The organism is Paraglaciecola sp. 2405UD69-4 (assembly GCF_047525415.1).
GTDB lineage: Bacteria > Pseudomonadota > Gammaproteobacteria > Enterobacterales > Alteromonadaceae > Paraglaciecola.
Genome location: NZ_JBLIXM010000006.1, coordinates 11,722 through 28,370, shown reverse-complemented (window position 1 = coordinate 28,370; position 16,649 = coordinate 11,722). Strand labels below are relative to the sequence as shown.

Here is a 16,649-nt window from a genome sequence, read left to right as displayed (position 1 = left end):
AAGCGTTATGAGTCAATTCAATGACCCTGTTACCTTGGTGATGTTTGCAGGTCTGTTTATTTTAGGTGTGGTACTAGGTTTAGGCTTAATGGCAATGCGAGCCCATAGAAAGCTTCAAAGCCTTTTGGCTCGGGCTAATGCAAACTTTCAAGAGCAAGAAAAGCAACTCCGCGACCAACTTGCGAAACAAGATATATTAATTAAAGAAATGAGCGCCGAGTATAAACAAGGTGTAGAAAAACAGTTTGCAACACAAAATAAGTTAGGGCAGTTAAGTCAACAGGTAGCTCGAATACCAGAATTAGATACAGAGAAAAAACATTGGCAAGAGCAATACTTAAGGGCTCAAGAGTTAGCTGCAAACCTAAGAACTCAGCTTGAATCTCAAAGTGCGAGGTTTGAGCAAGAACAATTAGCCATGGCAGAAAAGCTACAATTGTTAGAAGCCGCAGAAAAAAGACTACAAACCCAATTTGAAAATACTGCCAATAAGATTTTTCAACAGAAACAAGATAGTTTTGCTGAGTCCAGTAAAGCCGGGTTGGATACCATTTTATCGCCCTTAAAAGAGCAAATTGAAGGCTTTAAAAAGCAAGTTACGGATCAATACGTAAAAGAGGGCCAAGAGCGAGCGTCACTGAAAACAGAAATTTTAGGATTAAAGGAGTTAAATCAGCAAATCACCCAAGATGCGGCTGCCTTAACTAAAGCACTAAAAGGCGATAATAAAACTCAGGGAAGCTGGGGAGAAGTGATTCTAGAGCGAGTGCTTAAAGAGTCAGGCTTACGAGAAGGGCATGAGTTTGACACTCAAGTGCCATTGAAAAATGTAACAGGCAAAGCCTATCAACCCGATGTGGTTGTGCATCTGCCAGGTAATAAAGATGTAGTGGTTGACTCTAAGGTGTCATTAGCAGCCTATGAGCGCTATTTCAATGAACAAGAAGATGACGTTTTGCGGGCTGGACATTTGAAAGAGCATGTTCTTTCAATTCGCTCTCATATTAGAGAACTAGGAAAAAAGGATTATCAGGATTTAACTGGGATAAGAAGCTTGGATTATGTATTAATGTTTATTCCCATTGAGTCGGCATTTTTACTGGCAGCAGACCAAGCGCCAGATTTGCTAAAACTAGCCTTCGATAACAATATTATGTTAGTGAGTCCAACGAATTTGCTGGTGGCTTTAAGAACGGTTAACAATATATGGCAGTATGAATATCAAAATCAAAACGCGCAAAAAATTGCGACAAATGCCAGTAAGTTATATGACAAGTTTCATGGTTTCGTAAATGATATGGACAAGATAGGCAAAGGGATTGAAGCAAGCCAGAAATATTTTGATAGTGCTATGAATAAACTCTCCACAGGTAAAGGAAATATAGTTCGTCAAGTGGAACAATTTCGTCAGTTGGGAGTACAAAGCAATAAAAAGTTGGATGATAAACTAGTTGAGCGTGCCGAAGACACCGATTGAAGCTTAAAAAATATTTTAATTACTCTATGTTTGTTTTTAGCCTTTTGATGTAAAGCCTACTGGGTTTAATGAGGGTATACTTACAAGCAAGTGGTTAAATGAAAACGTTTTACATGTTAATGTTAACAAAACGTTGCTAATAGAAGGATAAAGCGTGGCAGCTTTGGGTATAAAAGATATTGCAGCCTTGGCTAAGGTATCGCCAGCGACTGTTTCTAGAGTGTTTAGTGCGCCAGAAATGGTTTCGAAAAAAACGTTAGAAAAAGTACAGAAAGTCATTGATGAATCGGGTTACAGACCAAACCGTATAGGGGCAAGTTTACGAACCCGTAAAAGTGGCAATATAGTGGTTATTATCCCTGATATCACTAACCCTGTTAACGCAGGAATAATTCGAGCAATTGAGCAGAAGTCTCATACGGCCGGTTATTCGGTGTTGTTGGGAGATACCCAAGGGCTAGAAGTCCGTGAACAGCATTATGCTGACTTAGTTAATCATGGGCAGGCCGATGGGGTGTTACTTTTTTGTTCTCGTATTCCTTTTAAAACCGATACTCATTCACCCTTGATGCAGCAATTACCGCCTATGGTAAATGGCAATGAAAAGATTGACTCTGATGAAGTTGTGCAGGTGGCAGTGGATAACGTTGCTGCGGCTAAAGCTGCAGTTAATCATTTGATTGATTTGGGGCACAAACATATTGCTGCCGTAACAGGTCCTGATGACATTGCCAGCTCTAATGAGAGGTTACAAGGTTATAAAAAAGCCTTAGAGGAAGCTCAGATCCCCTATGATGATAGTCTGTGTATTGAGGGGGGATACGATGTTGAGTCTGGTATGAAATGCGCAGGTAAATTACTGTTACTAAGGCAGCGTCCCACGGCAATTTTTTGCTTTAGTGATGATATGGCAATCGGTGTCATGAAGTTTTTACAAAAGCAAGGGTTTGCAGTACCTGAAGATATTTCAGTTATGGGGTTTGATGATATTAACTATGCCCAACTAGTTTCTCCTCCTCTGTCTACTGTGCATCAACCTTTAGAAGAGATAGGTGGTTTGTGTATTGAGTTATTGTTAAAGCAACTTAAAGGTGAGTATGTAGAGCCTGGAAGGCGTTTTTTACCGTTTGAGTTGAAAGCCAGAGGAAGTACTGGTCCGGCGCCAAAATAAAGCTTTGCTGTTGAGTTTGTTAGTTTGAGATTAAAAAACTAGAGTAACCCCCTACAAGTTACTCTAGTACCCACTATGCCTGGGCTTAAAAATGTTTACTGTTGCTTTTGCAACTGTTTCTTAAAAAACTTACCTTGTTGGGTTGGCGTAAAATTCCAATCTTTTATCATGGTTGGTGACCACTGGGGATCGAACGCCCAAACCACCCAAGAAATATCTCTTTGTTGAAGGAACTCCATTATTTGCGGCCCATAGCTTCCGTCGTTAATTACCGGAATATGTGCCCCTACACCATCAGCATTTACCCACCCCAACTCAGTGGCTATGATAGGGTAGTCTTTCGCCGCAAAGCCCCAAACTGATTCCCATAAATCAAAGAAATTTTGTTTGGATTTAACTTTAGGCTTGGCTTTTTGAGGGTAAGGATGAACGGCATAAGCAACCCCTTGGCGTGCAATTGGAAATTGTTTTATTGGACGTAAATCATATGCCCAATTAAAGCCTGCTACTAAAGGGATTACATTTTTGTCATGGGCATAAATGATGTCAATTAGTTGCTCATTTAAGGCTTTCCAGTCGTGCCAGTTTGCGTTTCCTGATCTACCGCCTTGGTCGGTAGGCTCATTGAATAACTCGTAGACGGCTATGGTGGGTATTCCTGCATATCGAAAAGATACATCCTTCCAGAAAGTAAATGTTTCTTTTTTGGTTGTGTCATACATTGGATGTTGAAACAATTCATCTGGCAGATAGCCAATTGAATGCCAATCAACAATAAGGTACATGTCCAAAGAGTTAGCCCAAATTACAGCTTGGTCAATGATTTTGAAGTATTCTTCTTTACCATTTTTTTGCCAAGATATTGGGTGAATGGGTAAGCGTACAACGTTAGCCCCCCAATTTTTCAACTCTTTAAATAAAGATAGAGACCATTGCTTTTCAGTGCGTAGTTTATCTGGATCTGCGATATTTACGCCGCGAAATACAAATGTCTTTCCTTTCTCATCTACGAGTTTATTTCCTTTTACTCGAATAAACTCCTGTTCATTGGCTAATTGGCTGGCGTCAAATGTGCCCGGGTAGGGCACATTCCACCAATCTTTAGTCAAAGCTGAACTATTGCTTGCTGCACAAATACTTAAATTAAAAAATAAAAGGAGCAAGGTCGAAGTCTTGATAAGCTTTTTCATAGTTGGCCTAATTATTTACTTGCTTAAGGTTGCGACAATCTTGTGGCTTCCAGAGTACGCAATGGGATCAATTACATTGCCTTCTATTTCCTGTCCGTCAATTGTCAAAGATATAGCACCCTTACTTATTCCTTCGGGATTACGTAATGTAATCTCGTAACGAGCGCCACGGAATTCTCGGTTAATCTTTACGTTATCCCAAGTCGGTAAAATACATGGGTCAATACTTAATCCATCATAAGTTGGCTTAATTCCCAATATGTATTGAGTCGCTGCATAGTAGTTCCACGCCGCTGTTCCGGTTAACCAAGAGTTTTTCGCTTCTCCAGGGTGTTCTGCGTCTGCACCAGCTATCATTTGGCTGTATACATAAGGTTCGGTTTTATGCAGATCTTGAACATCTTGTAAAAATGCAGGCGTAATTTTACTGTAATACTCATATGCTTTTTCAGCTCGCCCAAGCATTGCTTCAGATATGGTTATCCATGGGTTGTTGTGACAAAAGATACCAGCATTTTCTTTATAGCCAGGAGGGTAGGACGTTATTTCACCTATGTACTTGTCATAACTGGTATAGGCTGGTTGATTCAGCATTATTCCAAAGTCTGTAGATAAGTGCTCTTCAACAGAGTTCATGGCTTGCAGGGCTTTACCATCATCTAAGCCAATTCCTGCCATGGCACAAAAACCTTGAGACTCGATGAAAATCTTACCTTCAGTGTTTTCGTTACTTCCTATCTTTTCACCTTTAGCATTATAAGCTCGAAGGAACCAAGCTCCGTCCCATGCATGCTGTTTTACAGTCTCTCGCATTTGCTCAACGTGCTTTAAGCAAGTTGCAGCTAGGTCATCCTTCCCAATCTTTTTACACAAATCTACAAACTCTTGGCCGTATAATACGAATTGCCCAGCAATCATCACTGATTCTGCAATGTCAGAAGCACCCCTTTGGGTAGTTTGATATGACTCATTGGGATCTTCTGAGAAACAGTTAAGGTTTAAACAGTCATTCCAATCAGCTCTGCCTATTAAGGGTAACCCATGGGGACCTAGGTTATTGATTACGTGATTAAATGCCCTAGTTAAATGTTCAAAGTGGGTTGCTGTGTTGTCTAAATCACTATCAAAAGGAACCACTTCATCAAGAATACTGAAGTCACCAGTTTCTTTAATGTAGTTTGCAGTTGATAGCACCATCCACATAGGGTCATCATTAAAATTGCCGCCTATGTTGGCGTTACCTTTTTTGGTTAATGGCTGATATTGATGGTACGCAGAGCCGTCTGTTTTTTGAGTAGCAGAAAGATCCAAAATACGCTCTTTGACTTTTTCTGGCACCATATGGGCAAACCCAATAGTATCTTGGTTTGAGTCTCTGAACCCCATGCCTCGGCCTATACCAGATTCATAGAATGAAGCACTACGTGATAAATTAAAGGTCACCATATTTTGGTACTGATTCCAAATGTTAACCGCACGGTTAAATTTGTCATCTGGTGATTCTACTGTAAATTTACCCAATAAATTAAACCAGTAATCATTAAGCTTTTTAAGCTCTGCAGCGACTTTATCATCGGTATCAAATCTACCACTAAGGGTAGCAGCAGGCGCTTTATTAATTATGTTTAAGCCAGACCATTTATTCTCAGGCTCTACTTCGCAATATCCTAAAACAAAAACTAAAGATTGGCTTTCACCTGGAGCTAGCTCCACTTTTAAGTGATGAGAAGCAATAGGAGACCAACCACGAGCAACTGAATTTTTCGTAACGCCAGATTCAACCGCGGCTGGACGATCAAACCCTCTATATGGCCCAAGGAAAGTAGCACGGTCTGTTTCAAAACCGGTTAGCTCACGGTTCACCGAATAAAACGAATAATGGTTACGTCTTTCACGGTATTCAGTTTTGTGAAATATAGTACTTCCTTCGACTTCTACTTCACCCGTTGATAAATTTCTTTGGAAGTTAGCGCCATCATCTTCTGCGTTCCATAAACACCATTCGATAAAAGAAAATACGTCTACTGTTTTCGTTTCTGAGGTGTTGTTTGAGAGTTTTAGGCTATGTACTTCGGCTTTAGTATCTAAAGGAATGAAGCTGGTAACTTCAGAAGCAATACCGTTTTTACTCGCATTAAAGCGACTGTAGCCCATTCCGTGTCTACATGAGTATTCATCTAGTTGAGTGTCAACAGGAAGACCAGTTGCTGACCAGTATTGCTCGTCACATTTTAAATAGAAATAACGACCGCCGTTATCTACAGGCACATTGTTGTAACGGTAGCGCGTTAAGCGACGAAACTTAGGATCACGATAAAAACAGTAGCCACCGGCAGTATTTGAAATCAACCCATAAAAACCATCATTGCCTAAGTAGTTTATCCAAGGTGTTGGTGTGTATGGTGTTGTAATTACATATTCATAGTTTTCGTCATCGAAATAACCGAACTTTTGGTTTGTTTCAGTGGCTAGGTTTTGCATGTTTTCAATCCCTTCATATTAAATGGTTTAAAATTTAAGGTACTCAATTCTTACTAATATTGAGTAAAAGTTATTCGGTGATTGCCGCAGCTGTTTTTCTACGGTCAATTAATTCTTCTGTCATTTGACGTTGCTTTTGTTCTGTTATTGGATAAAAAATCATGAGTGCAGCCGCTGCAAAACCAAAGCCTGCAGGTATAAAGCTCATAAGTAATGCCATAGCAGGTAATGAACCATCGATTGTGGTTGGGTCCATACCATCGTAACCATAACTTGCTAGTACTATTAGCATTAACGCACCAGCAAAACCGCTACCTGTTTTTTGTACAAATGTTCCTGCTGAATAAATTAATCCAGTGGCGCGGCGGCCATTGCGCCATTCGTTGTAATCGGCTGAATCTCCGAGCATAGAGAAAAATAAAGTAGGCATCATGGCTGCGAAAAACTCGGCAGCACAGCCCAATATAAATATTTGAGTTACATCGGTACCAGGTAACCAGAAAAAGCCACATGTTAATAAGCTACTCATGACTAGAGCGATGATTAATAGGGTTTTGCGTCCTATTTTTTCAGCAATGAAACTGGTGCATAGTGCACCTAATATGGAAACTACGAGCAGCGCGATAAAATATTGTCCTGCCATAATTTCATCACCCACGTAGTATTTAAAATAGTAGGCAATAACACCATATTTAATTCCATTAAACATCATGGTTAAAAAGCCAATTCCAAGCAAAATCAACCAAGGTTTATTGGTTACAAGGTCAAGCATATCTTGCTGAACGCCAGATTTAGTTGCTGCGTTACTGTTTTGGTTTTGTTTGAGTAAACGTTTCACGAACCAAGTCATTGAGCACATGACTACAACAAAAAGAACACCAGTAATCCAATTGCGGTAGTGGAAAAATGCCGTCATAAAACCAAGTGGAAATAGAATAAAGGGCAACTGCATACTGAGATCTTTTAACTCATTGCCTAAGCTCTTTTGCTCTTTAAGCACCGGCTTAACGCGCTCTTTCGTGCTAACAACTGAAATTACCATTAGTGCCATTAAAAGGCCGGCAAAGAAGTACATAGTGTATTGATAGCCTAAAGCATCGTTTCCTGCTCCAAACTTATTAACCAATGTAGGCAGGAAGCCCATGACAAACAAGCCACCTAAAAAGGCTCCAGCAAACCTAAAACCACTTAGGCTGGTACGCTCGTTGTCATCTTCTGTCATTACTCCCATTAATGCTGAGTATGGGACATTGTTGACTGTATATGCGAGGGTGAGCCCTATGTAGGTCACATAGGCATAAACAAGCTTGCCGGTTTCACTTAAATCCGGGGAAGTAAAGCAAAGTACCATGAACAAACATAGGAAAGGAGTGGACCAGAATATCCAAGGTCTGAACTTACCCCAAGAAGTGTTGGTACGGTCAGCTATCATACCCATGATGATATCTGTGACACCGTCTGATAGTCTTACAACTAAAAATAAAATAGCTGCAGCAGAGGCTGCTAAGCCAAAAGTATCGGTATAAAACACTGCTAAATACGCAAGAGCTCCACGCCAAACCAAATTAGCGGCTGCGTCTCCCATTGCATAGCCAACTTTTTCATACAGTGGCAATTTTGTCATTCTAAAAACTCCGAAACATCTTCATGTGTATATGCTGTCGCATACGTTGAATTCTATTTTTAGCAGAATATACCAAGGTTTGACTCAAAAAAGTTATAACGGTTATCTACCCGAGCTAGTTTAGATTCTAATGAAAACGTTTTCAATGGGGTGTTGTGAAAAAAAAGTGCATATTGTAAAAATATGTTATTTTTTAATCATTTTTATAAGTTCATTTTAACGATTTTTTGGTCCGTTTTGGCGAGTTATTATTGACGGAAAGCTATGAACATGACGTTAGTTAAATCTACAATATCTATGTATTTTCCATACTTTGTTAACATTTTCGATGGAAATTTTATAATTTATTTTAACAAGGGTTTTTATGTAGTGTGTTGTTTTATAAGGTTAATTTTTATTTTTTCTTTGGGTTTATACTTTGGGTTTCTTTGATCTCACGTTCTTGTTATTGATGATTGTATTTTTTAAATGTAAAATTTATTGAGTTAAATCATTGACAATTTTGTTGGTTGTAAAAAAAATGTAAATATTTATTGACCTGCAAGCAAGTGTTCTTTAATTTAATGAAAGCGTTTTCATTTGCTTAGAAGTTTAACTTGCTTGACGTAGGTTACTTTTGAAACCGCTGAATAATTACATGGTGGAACAAACACACACATTAACAAATCATTGAATGTTAGTAAGAATCAATGAGAGGAAAGACAATGCACAAACATGGTATTTCATTTACTAAAACACGTTTAGCGGCTAGCTTATCTATCGCTATGGGTGTTAGCTCGGTTGCTCCTGTTGCTATGGCGCAAGAAGCTAGCGGTGATGACGTAGAAGTCATTAGCGTAAAAGGGGTGCGTGGTAGCTTAATCCGCTCCATGGATGTAAAACGCAGTAGCGACGGCATAGTAGATGTTATATCTGCTGAAGATATGGGGAAATTCCCAGATACTAACTTAGCTGAATCTATGCAACGTATAACTGGTGTTGCAATAGACAGAAGTAACGGTGAAGGGAGCGAGATCACTGTTCGTGGTTGGGGACCTCAACAAAACCTAGTGTTATTTAATGGCCGTCAAATGCCAAGTTCAACAGGCAGTCGTTCATTTGATTTTGCTAATATTGCATCTGAAGGTGTTTCTGGCGTTGAAGTACACAAAACAGGTAATGCTGCTATCGCCACAGGCGGTATTGGTGCCACTGTTAATATTCTGACTAATAGACCATTAAACAATGCGGGTACCGTTGCTGTATTGTCTGGAAAATTAGTGAATGATACTTCAACAGACAAAGGTAGTATTACCCCTGAGATTGCAGGTATTTACTCAACTAATTTTGACGATGGTAAGTTCGGGGTATCTATAACCGGTAGTATCCAAAAGCGTGAAAGTGGTAACCAACAAGCTCAAGTAGGTACTGGTTGGAGAAGTTTTGACGGTGAAATCGATAACGATTGGTCTGACGGTATAGCTGACTGGGGCGGTGTTCCAAATGACGACTCACAAATTAACCGCCCAGGTGCTGATGATATCTATTCAGTTCCACAAACGACAATTTATCGTTTTGAAGAACAGCAAAGAACCCGTAAAAATGCTCAATTAGTGCTGCAATATCGCCCAGTTGATACTCTAACGGCTACGCTAGATTACACTTATTTTGAAAATGCGATTGCAGTGCAACATCAAGATGTTTCAGCTTGGTACAACTTTGGTCCATCTGAAAACGTCTGGACAGACGGCCCAATTGCATCACCGCTATTATATTCAGAAACATTTAGTACGCCAGCTGATTTATCTATGGCTGCTGGTCAGTCAAGCAGTAAATCAACTACCAACTCAATTGGTTTAAACATTGAGTGGGAAGCGACAGATGATTTAAAAGTTAAGCTTGATTACCATAACTCAGATTCTGATTGGGGAGCTGATGGCCCTTGGGGAACCAGTTCAAACCTATCAATGGCAGGTTTTGTGCGTACTAGTGCTGCAACGGATTTTACAGGCGACTTGCCTATTTTATCGGTAGGTGGTGGCAATGACATCGAATGGTCAGATATGCGTGTTACCGGTAGTGTATTTGGTAATGGCCGTAACACTCAAGAAATCGAACAAACCCAGTTGGATTTTGAGTACAACTTAAATGACAGCACCAGTATTGACTTTGGTGTGGCTGTAAATGAAGTCAGTAACCGAGTCCAAAACGTTAACGTACAACGAAACGATTGGGGTGGTGTAGGCGAAGAAGGTGATTTTGAAGAAGAGTGGTTTGTTAGAGATACTATTCACGACAAATTTGATGTTGGTGGCGGTGATTTCAGTATTGCTAATCAATTAAACGACCCAACACTTACTGATTTTACTATCTTAGATACCATCTTTTTCTGGGACTTCGAAGCCATTAGACAAAGAGCTTCTGAACTTTATGATAATACTTCATCAATCATTGGTGATTGTGGCAACTCATTCTGCCCATCTACTCAGTTTGATGCACAAGAAGACAGAACTACAGTAGAAAAAAGCACGTCTTTATACGTGAAAGTAAATTGGGAAACCGATATCGGTGACATGTACCTGAAGTTAGACGGTGGTTTACGTTACGAAAAAACTGACGTTACATCAACATCGGCTGTAGTGGCATATGATAGTGCTGCTTGGGTTGCAGATACTGAAATTATACTTAGTGAAAATGGTCGTACTTTCTTAGATCAAAAAGGTGATTATGATTATTTATTGCCTAGCTTAAATGTTTCACTAGACTTGACCGATGACATAGTTGTGCGCGCAGCTTATAGTGAAACCATTAGCCGTTCTGATTACTCTAATTTGTTAGGTGGTACATCGGTGGCTAGCATAGCTAACAGAGCTGGTGGTAACGGAAGTGCTGGTAACCCGTCTCTATTACCTCTTGAATCAACTAATTTTGATTTATCATTCGAGTGGTATTACGACGATGTAAGTTATGTGTCAGTGGGTTACTTTACTAAAGACGTGGTTAACTTTATATCAAGCGTAATTGTTGATTCTGAAGTATTTGGCATTGCCAACCCTGCTGACGGTGAAAAGTATGACGCCGCCATTGCTGCTTTAGATTCTGGTGCTACTGGTGCGGAAATCAGAGAGTATATATTCGCTAACTTTGCAGATAGCCCATTTGTAGACGTGGATGCACAAACTATTACAGGTGACCCTGCGACTGATAACACCTTTGCATTCGCTATTAGTACACCAACTAACTCAAATGAAAGCAGAACGGTTGATGGTTTAGAATTGGCTGTTCAACATTTCTTTGGTGAGTCTGGATTTGGTGTAATGGCAAACTATACCTATGTAGATTCTGATCTTGAGTATGACAACTTTATTCTTGAAGACCAGCCGGCTATTTTAGGCTTGAGTGATACTGCTAACTTAATCGGTGTTTACGAGAAAGACGGTTTGTCACTGCGTTTGGCTTATAACTGGCGAGATGAGTTCTTGAACTCTCGTGGCCAAGATACAGGTCAGAACGCACCGCAATACACAGAGGAATACTCACAGTGGGATCTAAACGCAAGTTATGAAATCCCATCTGTTGAAGGTTTATCAGTATTTATTGAAGCATTGAATATTACTGATGAATACACTCGTGTTAGCGGCCGAGCTACTGAGCAAGTGTTGAACTTGACTCAAAGTGGCGCACGCTACAACTTGGGCGCTAGATATCGCTTCTAGAGTCTATTAGCACTGCAAAAGGAGCCGCTACCCTGGCTCCTTTTTTGTTTTTTAAAGCATTGGTATTCGAATTGTTTGGTATATTGTCTCGGTATTATGAGTGAGAAAACTGATGCAGCAACAAATGACTAAAATTGTGATTGTAGGTGGTGGTTCTGCTGGATGGATTACAGCTGGATTATTAGCAGCTAAACACAACTGTAAAGGGTCATCTTCCATTCAAGTTAGTGTGGTTGAAGCCCCTGATATTGCGACTGTTGGAGTAGGCGAGGGTACTTGGCCTTCAATGCGCAGTACTTTAAAGGATATGGGAATATCTGAAACAGAATTTATCAAGCAATGTGATGTAAGTTTTAAGCAAGGCTCTAAGTTTGTTAATTGGAAAACAGGAGTAAATGACGCTTATTATCATCCTTTTACCTCTCCTGTAGGCTTGCCCGAGTTTAATATTGCGCCTTATTGGTTACCTGTTAGAGAACAGGTTAGCTTTGCTAATGCAGTGTGTTCTCAGGGCATTTTATCTGATAAAAATTTAGCACCTAAACAAATATCTACCCCAGAGTACGCCTTTAACTTAAATTATGGATACCACCTAGACGCTGGTAAGTTTGGCGAGTTTTTAAAGCTACACTGTATAAATCAGTTAGGTGTGGAGTATGTCCAAGGTAAAGTGACTGACATACATAATGATAAGCATGGTTATGTGTATTCTTTGAAGCTAGATCATCAGCAAGATATCCAAGGGGATTTATTTGTTGATTGCACTGGGTTTTCATCTTTGTTGTTAGGTCAGCACTATGGAGTGCCTTTTGAATCTAAAAAGCACATATTAATGAATGATTCGGCAATGGCTGTTCAAGTTCCCTATGAGAATGAATCAAGCCCTATTGCATCATGTACTATTTCTACAGCACAAAAGTCTGGTTGGACTTGGGATATTGGTCTTCCTACTAGACGAGGAACGGGTTATGTTTATTCGAGTGCATACTGTGAAGACTCAGTAGCAGAACAGACACTGTTAGAGTATTTGAGCAAAACTGGTGTGCCAAAAAATATTACTAGCGAACTTACACCTAGAAAAATTTCATTTACTCCAGGACATAGAAAAGAGTTTTGGCATAAAAATGTTGTGGCAATTGGGATTTCAGCCGGGTTTATTGAGCCTTTAGAGGCATCGGCCCTTGTTTTAATTGAGTTATCTGCACGCATGTTGGCTGAGCAGTTGCCACAAAATAGAGAGCACATGGCCTTGTTAGCTAAAAGGTTTAATAATACTTTTAGTTATCGCTGGCAGCGAATAGTCGACTTTTTGAAGTTACACTACGTACTTAGCCATAGAGACGACTCAGATTATTGGCGGGATATCCGTAATCCAGACTCTATTCCTGACTCATTGCAAGAGTTGCTAGACATTTGGCAATTTCAAAGCCCTTCAAAGCATGACAATCAACATGTAGAAGAGTTATTTCCTTATGCTAGCTTTCAATATGTTTTATATGGAATGGGCTTTCAACCTACAGTGACAGTTGATGCTTTAAAGCCTTTAGATATTCCACAAAGCCGCCGTTTATTTGATGAGAATCAACAACATTTATCTAGATTGCATAAAGCTTTACCGAGTAATCGAGAATTACTAAATAAAATTAACCAGTATGGGTTACCCCGTATATAAATAATAATTAATCAGTCAGTTGGAGATAAATAAGCCCTATGACTAATACCGTATTACTAAATAACATCGAACATAAAGATTTAAAGGTTATTACCTCTTTCGCAGAGCAGTATGGGGACAACGTTTGGTATACACCAACCTTTCTTTTAGAATTTAGAAGCATCCAGGCTCATTATCCTATTTTTTTCCAAAAAGACCCAAATACTGGCGGTTTTTATCCCGTTGTCATGATGGGATTTCAAGACAATGAGAATTTATTTTTAGATGGTGATAAATGGAATGCTGGTTATATTCCCTTAATGATTAAGCGCCAACCTTTTTTTATAGGTAAACAAGACCAAATAGAAGATGGAAAAACCACAGAGCGTCGGGTCATTCATATAGATCTTGATAGCCCTAGGATAAGCAAAAGTGAAGGCCAAGATTTATTTGTTGAGTTTGGTGCCAGTAGCCCATTTTTAGTTGAAATGGCTGATGTGTTAGAAACCATTCATCATGGAATGGAAGCTAATCAGGGCTTTGTAGAAAGCCTATTGAAGTTTGATTTAATTGAATCATTTACGCTAGATATCGAGCTTAATGATGGTTCACACCACAATATGATAGGGTTTTATACTATTCAAGAAGATAACTTGAAAGGTTTAGGTAAAGATGCCCTTGCAGAGTTACATCAAGATGGATACTTAGAAGCTGCATACATGATGATGGCGTCTCAGTCGAACATACGTAACCTTATTGATATGAAAAATAAACGTAATGAGCAACTAGGTTAGGTTTCGCCTTAGTAAAGTTGAGATAAGAATGAAGACGGTTAATGTAATTGAGGGTGTTACGCCTGATTCGGTGACTGAAGAGTTATTGAATTCGGGTCAACCAATTGTGCTAAAAAACTTTGGAAAGCACTGGCCGTTACCGCAAATTGAAGCAGACAATGTTAGTAAGGCTATGGAGTTCTTAAGCGGATTCTACAGCGGAATGCCTGTTTCTGCAGGTCTTGGTAATCCTGAAATTGAAGGCAGGATTTTTTATGATGAATCTGTTCAGGGCTTTAATTTTAAAGCGGGTAATGTCCATATAAGTAAGGTTTTTGAGCGAATCCTCCAGCATTGCGAAGACCCAAAGCCACCTACTATCTACATAGGTTCAACCAATGTTGAAAAGTTATTGCCAGGTTTTAGAGATTCACATTTTGTTGATTTAAGTAAACAAAATGCTGTGGCGAATATATGGATGGGTAATCAATCCCGCATCGCTGCTCATTATGACTTTCCTGCTAATTTAGCATGTTGTTTATATGGTAAGCGACGATTTACATTGTTTCCCCCTGAGCAGCTACAGAATTTATATGTGGGCCCATTAGAACTGTCTCCCGGCGGTCAGGAAATCAGCATGGTAGATTTTTCCAATCCTGATTTTGAAGCTTTCCCTAAATTTAAGGATGCATTAGATGAAGCGCTAGTTGCCGATCTATCCCCTGGAGATGCGCTAATTTTACCAGGCATGTGGTGGCATCATGTTGAGGCATTTCAGTCGTTTAATGTGTTAATGACCCATTGGTGGCGTCCAGAGCCGCTGATCGGTGGAAGGCCAATAGATGCTTTGCAGCTTGCCATAATGAGTATTAGAGACCTTCCTAAAGCGCAACGTGAAGCGTGGAAAAATCAATTTGATTATTACGTTTTCGAAAATGAACATCACAGTCACGACCATATTCCTGAAAAAGCCCAAGGAATGTTGCATCGCCCGATAACAGAAAGTGCAGCTATTAATATAAGAAAAAGTGTAATCAATAAGCTTAGAAACTAACAAAGCCAGGATTTAAAATGAATAATCAACTATCCAAAGTAAAACGTGTTGTCATTGCTGGGGGAGGAACCGCAGGTTGGATGACAGCCGCAGCAATGGGGAAGTTAATAGGAAAAACTATTGATATCACTTTAATTGAATCTGATGAAATCGGCACTGTTGGTGTAGGGGAGGCGACTATTCCTACATTACATATTTTTCATCGCTTATTGGGTATCAAACCGGCAGAGTTAATGGCTGCTACTAATGCAACGTTTAAACTTGGTATTTCCTTTGAAAACTGGCGACAAGTTGATCATAAATATATGCACTCATTTGGCTATCTTGGAAAAGATTGCTGGGCAGGGGGATTTCAACACTTCTGGTTAAAGGGTCTACAAAATGGGATCAGTAGTGAAGAAATAGGTGACTATTGCGCTGAACATTTAGCCGCCAGAGAAAATAAATTCGCAATACTTGCTAACCAAGAATTTAACCATGCATATCATCTAGATGCAGGGTTATATGCAAAGTTTTTAAGAAAAATAGCAGAGCAACATGGTGTTACACGCAAAGAAGGTAAGATTGAAAAGGTAAATGTTGATCCCGATAGTGGCTTTATTACCTCGTTAAACATGGCTGATAAAACTGTAGTTGAAGGTGATTTATTTATAGATTGTAGTGGCTTTAAAGGGCTGTTAATCGAAGAGGCTTTACATACTGGCTTTGAAGATTGGTCTCATTGGCTACCCTGTGATCGGGCAGTGGCAGTACAAACTGAGAATGTACAGCCAGCTATTCCTTACACCCGTTCAATTGCTCGAAGCGCTGGCTGGCAATGGCGTATTCCTTTGCAAAGCCGTACAGGAAATGGCCACGTATTTTGTAGCCGCTACATGTCTGACGAAGAAGGTAAACAGTTACTGCTAGATAATGTTGAAGGTAAAGTACTGACAGACCCTAGAGTCATTAAGTTTAGAACGGGAACTCGCCGTAAACATTGGAATAAAAACTGTGTTGCCATAGGTTTATCAAGTGGCTTTATTGAGCCATTAGAGTCGACCAGTATTCATTTGATACAAAGAGGGATTATAAGGTTATTACAGAACTTTCCTAAGGAAGGGATCCGTCAACCAGATATTGATCATTTTAATAAGCTAACTGAGTTTGAAACCGCAGGGATCCGAGATTTTATTATTTTACATTATCATGTAACAGAGAGGCGAGATTCAGATTTTTGGAATTATTGTCGCACTATGCCCATCCCAGAGTCACTGCAACATCGAATTGATTTATTTAAGCAAACTGGAAAAGTGTTCAAAGAGTTAGATGAGTTATTTGGTGAAAGTTCTTGGCTACAAGTGATGTTAGGGCAGGGGTTACAAGCTGAGCAATACCATTCCATAGTGGATATGATGGATGACCGAGAGCTAGAGAATTTTCTTGAAGGGATAAGAAAGTCAGTGAGAGCTAGGGTGTCTGCATTACCTATGCATAATGATTTTATCAATCACCATTGCAAATCGAATGTTGTTTAACTTAAAGGTTAGATCT

At 39.6% G+C, this 16,649-nt stretch carries 10 protein-coding genes; 7 read left to right on the top strand and 3 right to left on the bottom strand.

Annotated features, from left to right (window positions below):
• The first annotated feature begins 7 nt into the window (after window positions 1–7).
• Complete coding sequence (gene rmuC / locus ACMUMK_RS16555; protein ID WP_414702262.1) at window positions 8–1,477, top strand: DNA recombination protein RmuC; 1,470 nt, start codon at window positions 8–10, stop codon at window positions 1,475–1,477.
• Between the two features lie 154 nt (window positions 1,478–1,631).
• Window positions 1,632–2,648 (top strand): LacI family DNA-binding transcriptional regulator, encoded by a 1,017-nt coding sequence (locus ACMUMK_RS16550; protein WP_414702261.1) that lies wholly within the window; start codon window positions 1,632–1,634, stop codon window positions 2,646–2,648.
• Between the two features lie 95 nt (window positions 2,649–2,743).
• Here ACMUMK_RS16550 and ACMUMK_RS16545 read toward each other — a convergent pair whose 3' ends face one another.
• The 3 genes from ACMUMK_RS16545 to ACMUMK_RS16535 form a co-directional block, all read right to left on the bottom strand.
• Window positions 2,744–3,838: a glycoside hydrolase family 5 protein gene (locus ACMUMK_RS16545; protein ID WP_414702260.1), complete on the bottom strand. Its 1,095-nt coding sequence runs from the start codon at window positions 3,836–3,838 to the stop codon at window positions 2,744–2,746.
• A 15-nt stretch (window positions 3,839–3,853) separates the two neighbouring features.
• Window positions 3,854–6,319, bottom strand: a complete 2,466-nt coding sequence (locus tag ACMUMK_RS16540) for a GH36-type glycosyl hydrolase domain-containing protein (RefSeq protein ID WP_414702259.1) — start codon at window positions 6,317–6,319, stop codon at window positions 3,854–3,856.
• Between the two features lie 70 nt (window positions 6,320–6,389).
• Window positions 6,390–7,943, bottom strand: a complete 1,554-nt coding sequence (locus ACMUMK_RS16535; RefSeq protein WP_414702258.1) for an MFS transporter — start codon at window positions 7,941–7,943, stop codon at window positions 6,390–6,392.
• A gap of 704 nt (window positions 7,944–8,647) precedes the next feature.
• Here ACMUMK_RS16535 and ACMUMK_RS16530 point away from each other — a divergent pair.
• From ACMUMK_RS16530 to ACMUMK_RS16510, 5 genes are all read left to right on the top strand, one after another.
• The gene (locus tag ACMUMK_RS16530) at window positions 8,648–11,638 is read left to right on the top strand and encodes a TonB-dependent receptor (protein ID WP_414702257.1); all 2,991 of its coding nucleotides are present in this window, start codon (window positions 8,648–8,650) and stop codon (window positions 11,636–11,638) included.
• A 112-nt stretch (window positions 11,639–11,750) separates the two neighbouring features.
• On the top strand, window positions 11,751–13,310 hold the full coding sequence (locus tag ACMUMK_RS16525; RefSeq protein WP_414702381.1) for a tryptophan halogenase family protein: 1,560 nt from the start codon (window positions 11,751–11,753) through the stop codon (window positions 13,308–13,310).
• A 38-nt stretch (window positions 13,311–13,348) separates the two neighbouring features.
• Window positions 13,349–14,083 carry a SapC family protein gene (locus ACMUMK_RS16520; RefSeq protein WP_414702256.1) on the top strand — a complete coding sequence of 245 codons (735 nt, stop codon included), beginning with the start codon at window positions 13,349–13,351 and terminating at the stop codon, window positions 14,081–14,083.
• Between the two features lie 28 nt (window positions 14,084–14,111).
• On the top strand, window positions 14,112–15,116 hold the full coding sequence (locus tag ACMUMK_RS16515) for a cupin-like domain-containing protein (protein ID WP_414702255.1): 1,005 nt from the start codon (window positions 14,112–14,114) through the stop codon (window positions 15,114–15,116).
• A 17-nt stretch (window positions 15,117–15,133) separates the two neighbouring features.
• Window positions 15,134–16,633 carry a tryptophan halogenase family protein gene (locus tag ACMUMK_RS16510; protein WP_414702254.1) on the top strand — a complete coding sequence of 500 codons (1,500 nt, stop codon included), beginning with the start codon at window positions 15,134–15,136 and terminating at the stop codon, window positions 16,631–16,633.
• Window positions 16,634–16,649: the final 16 nt, after the last annotated feature.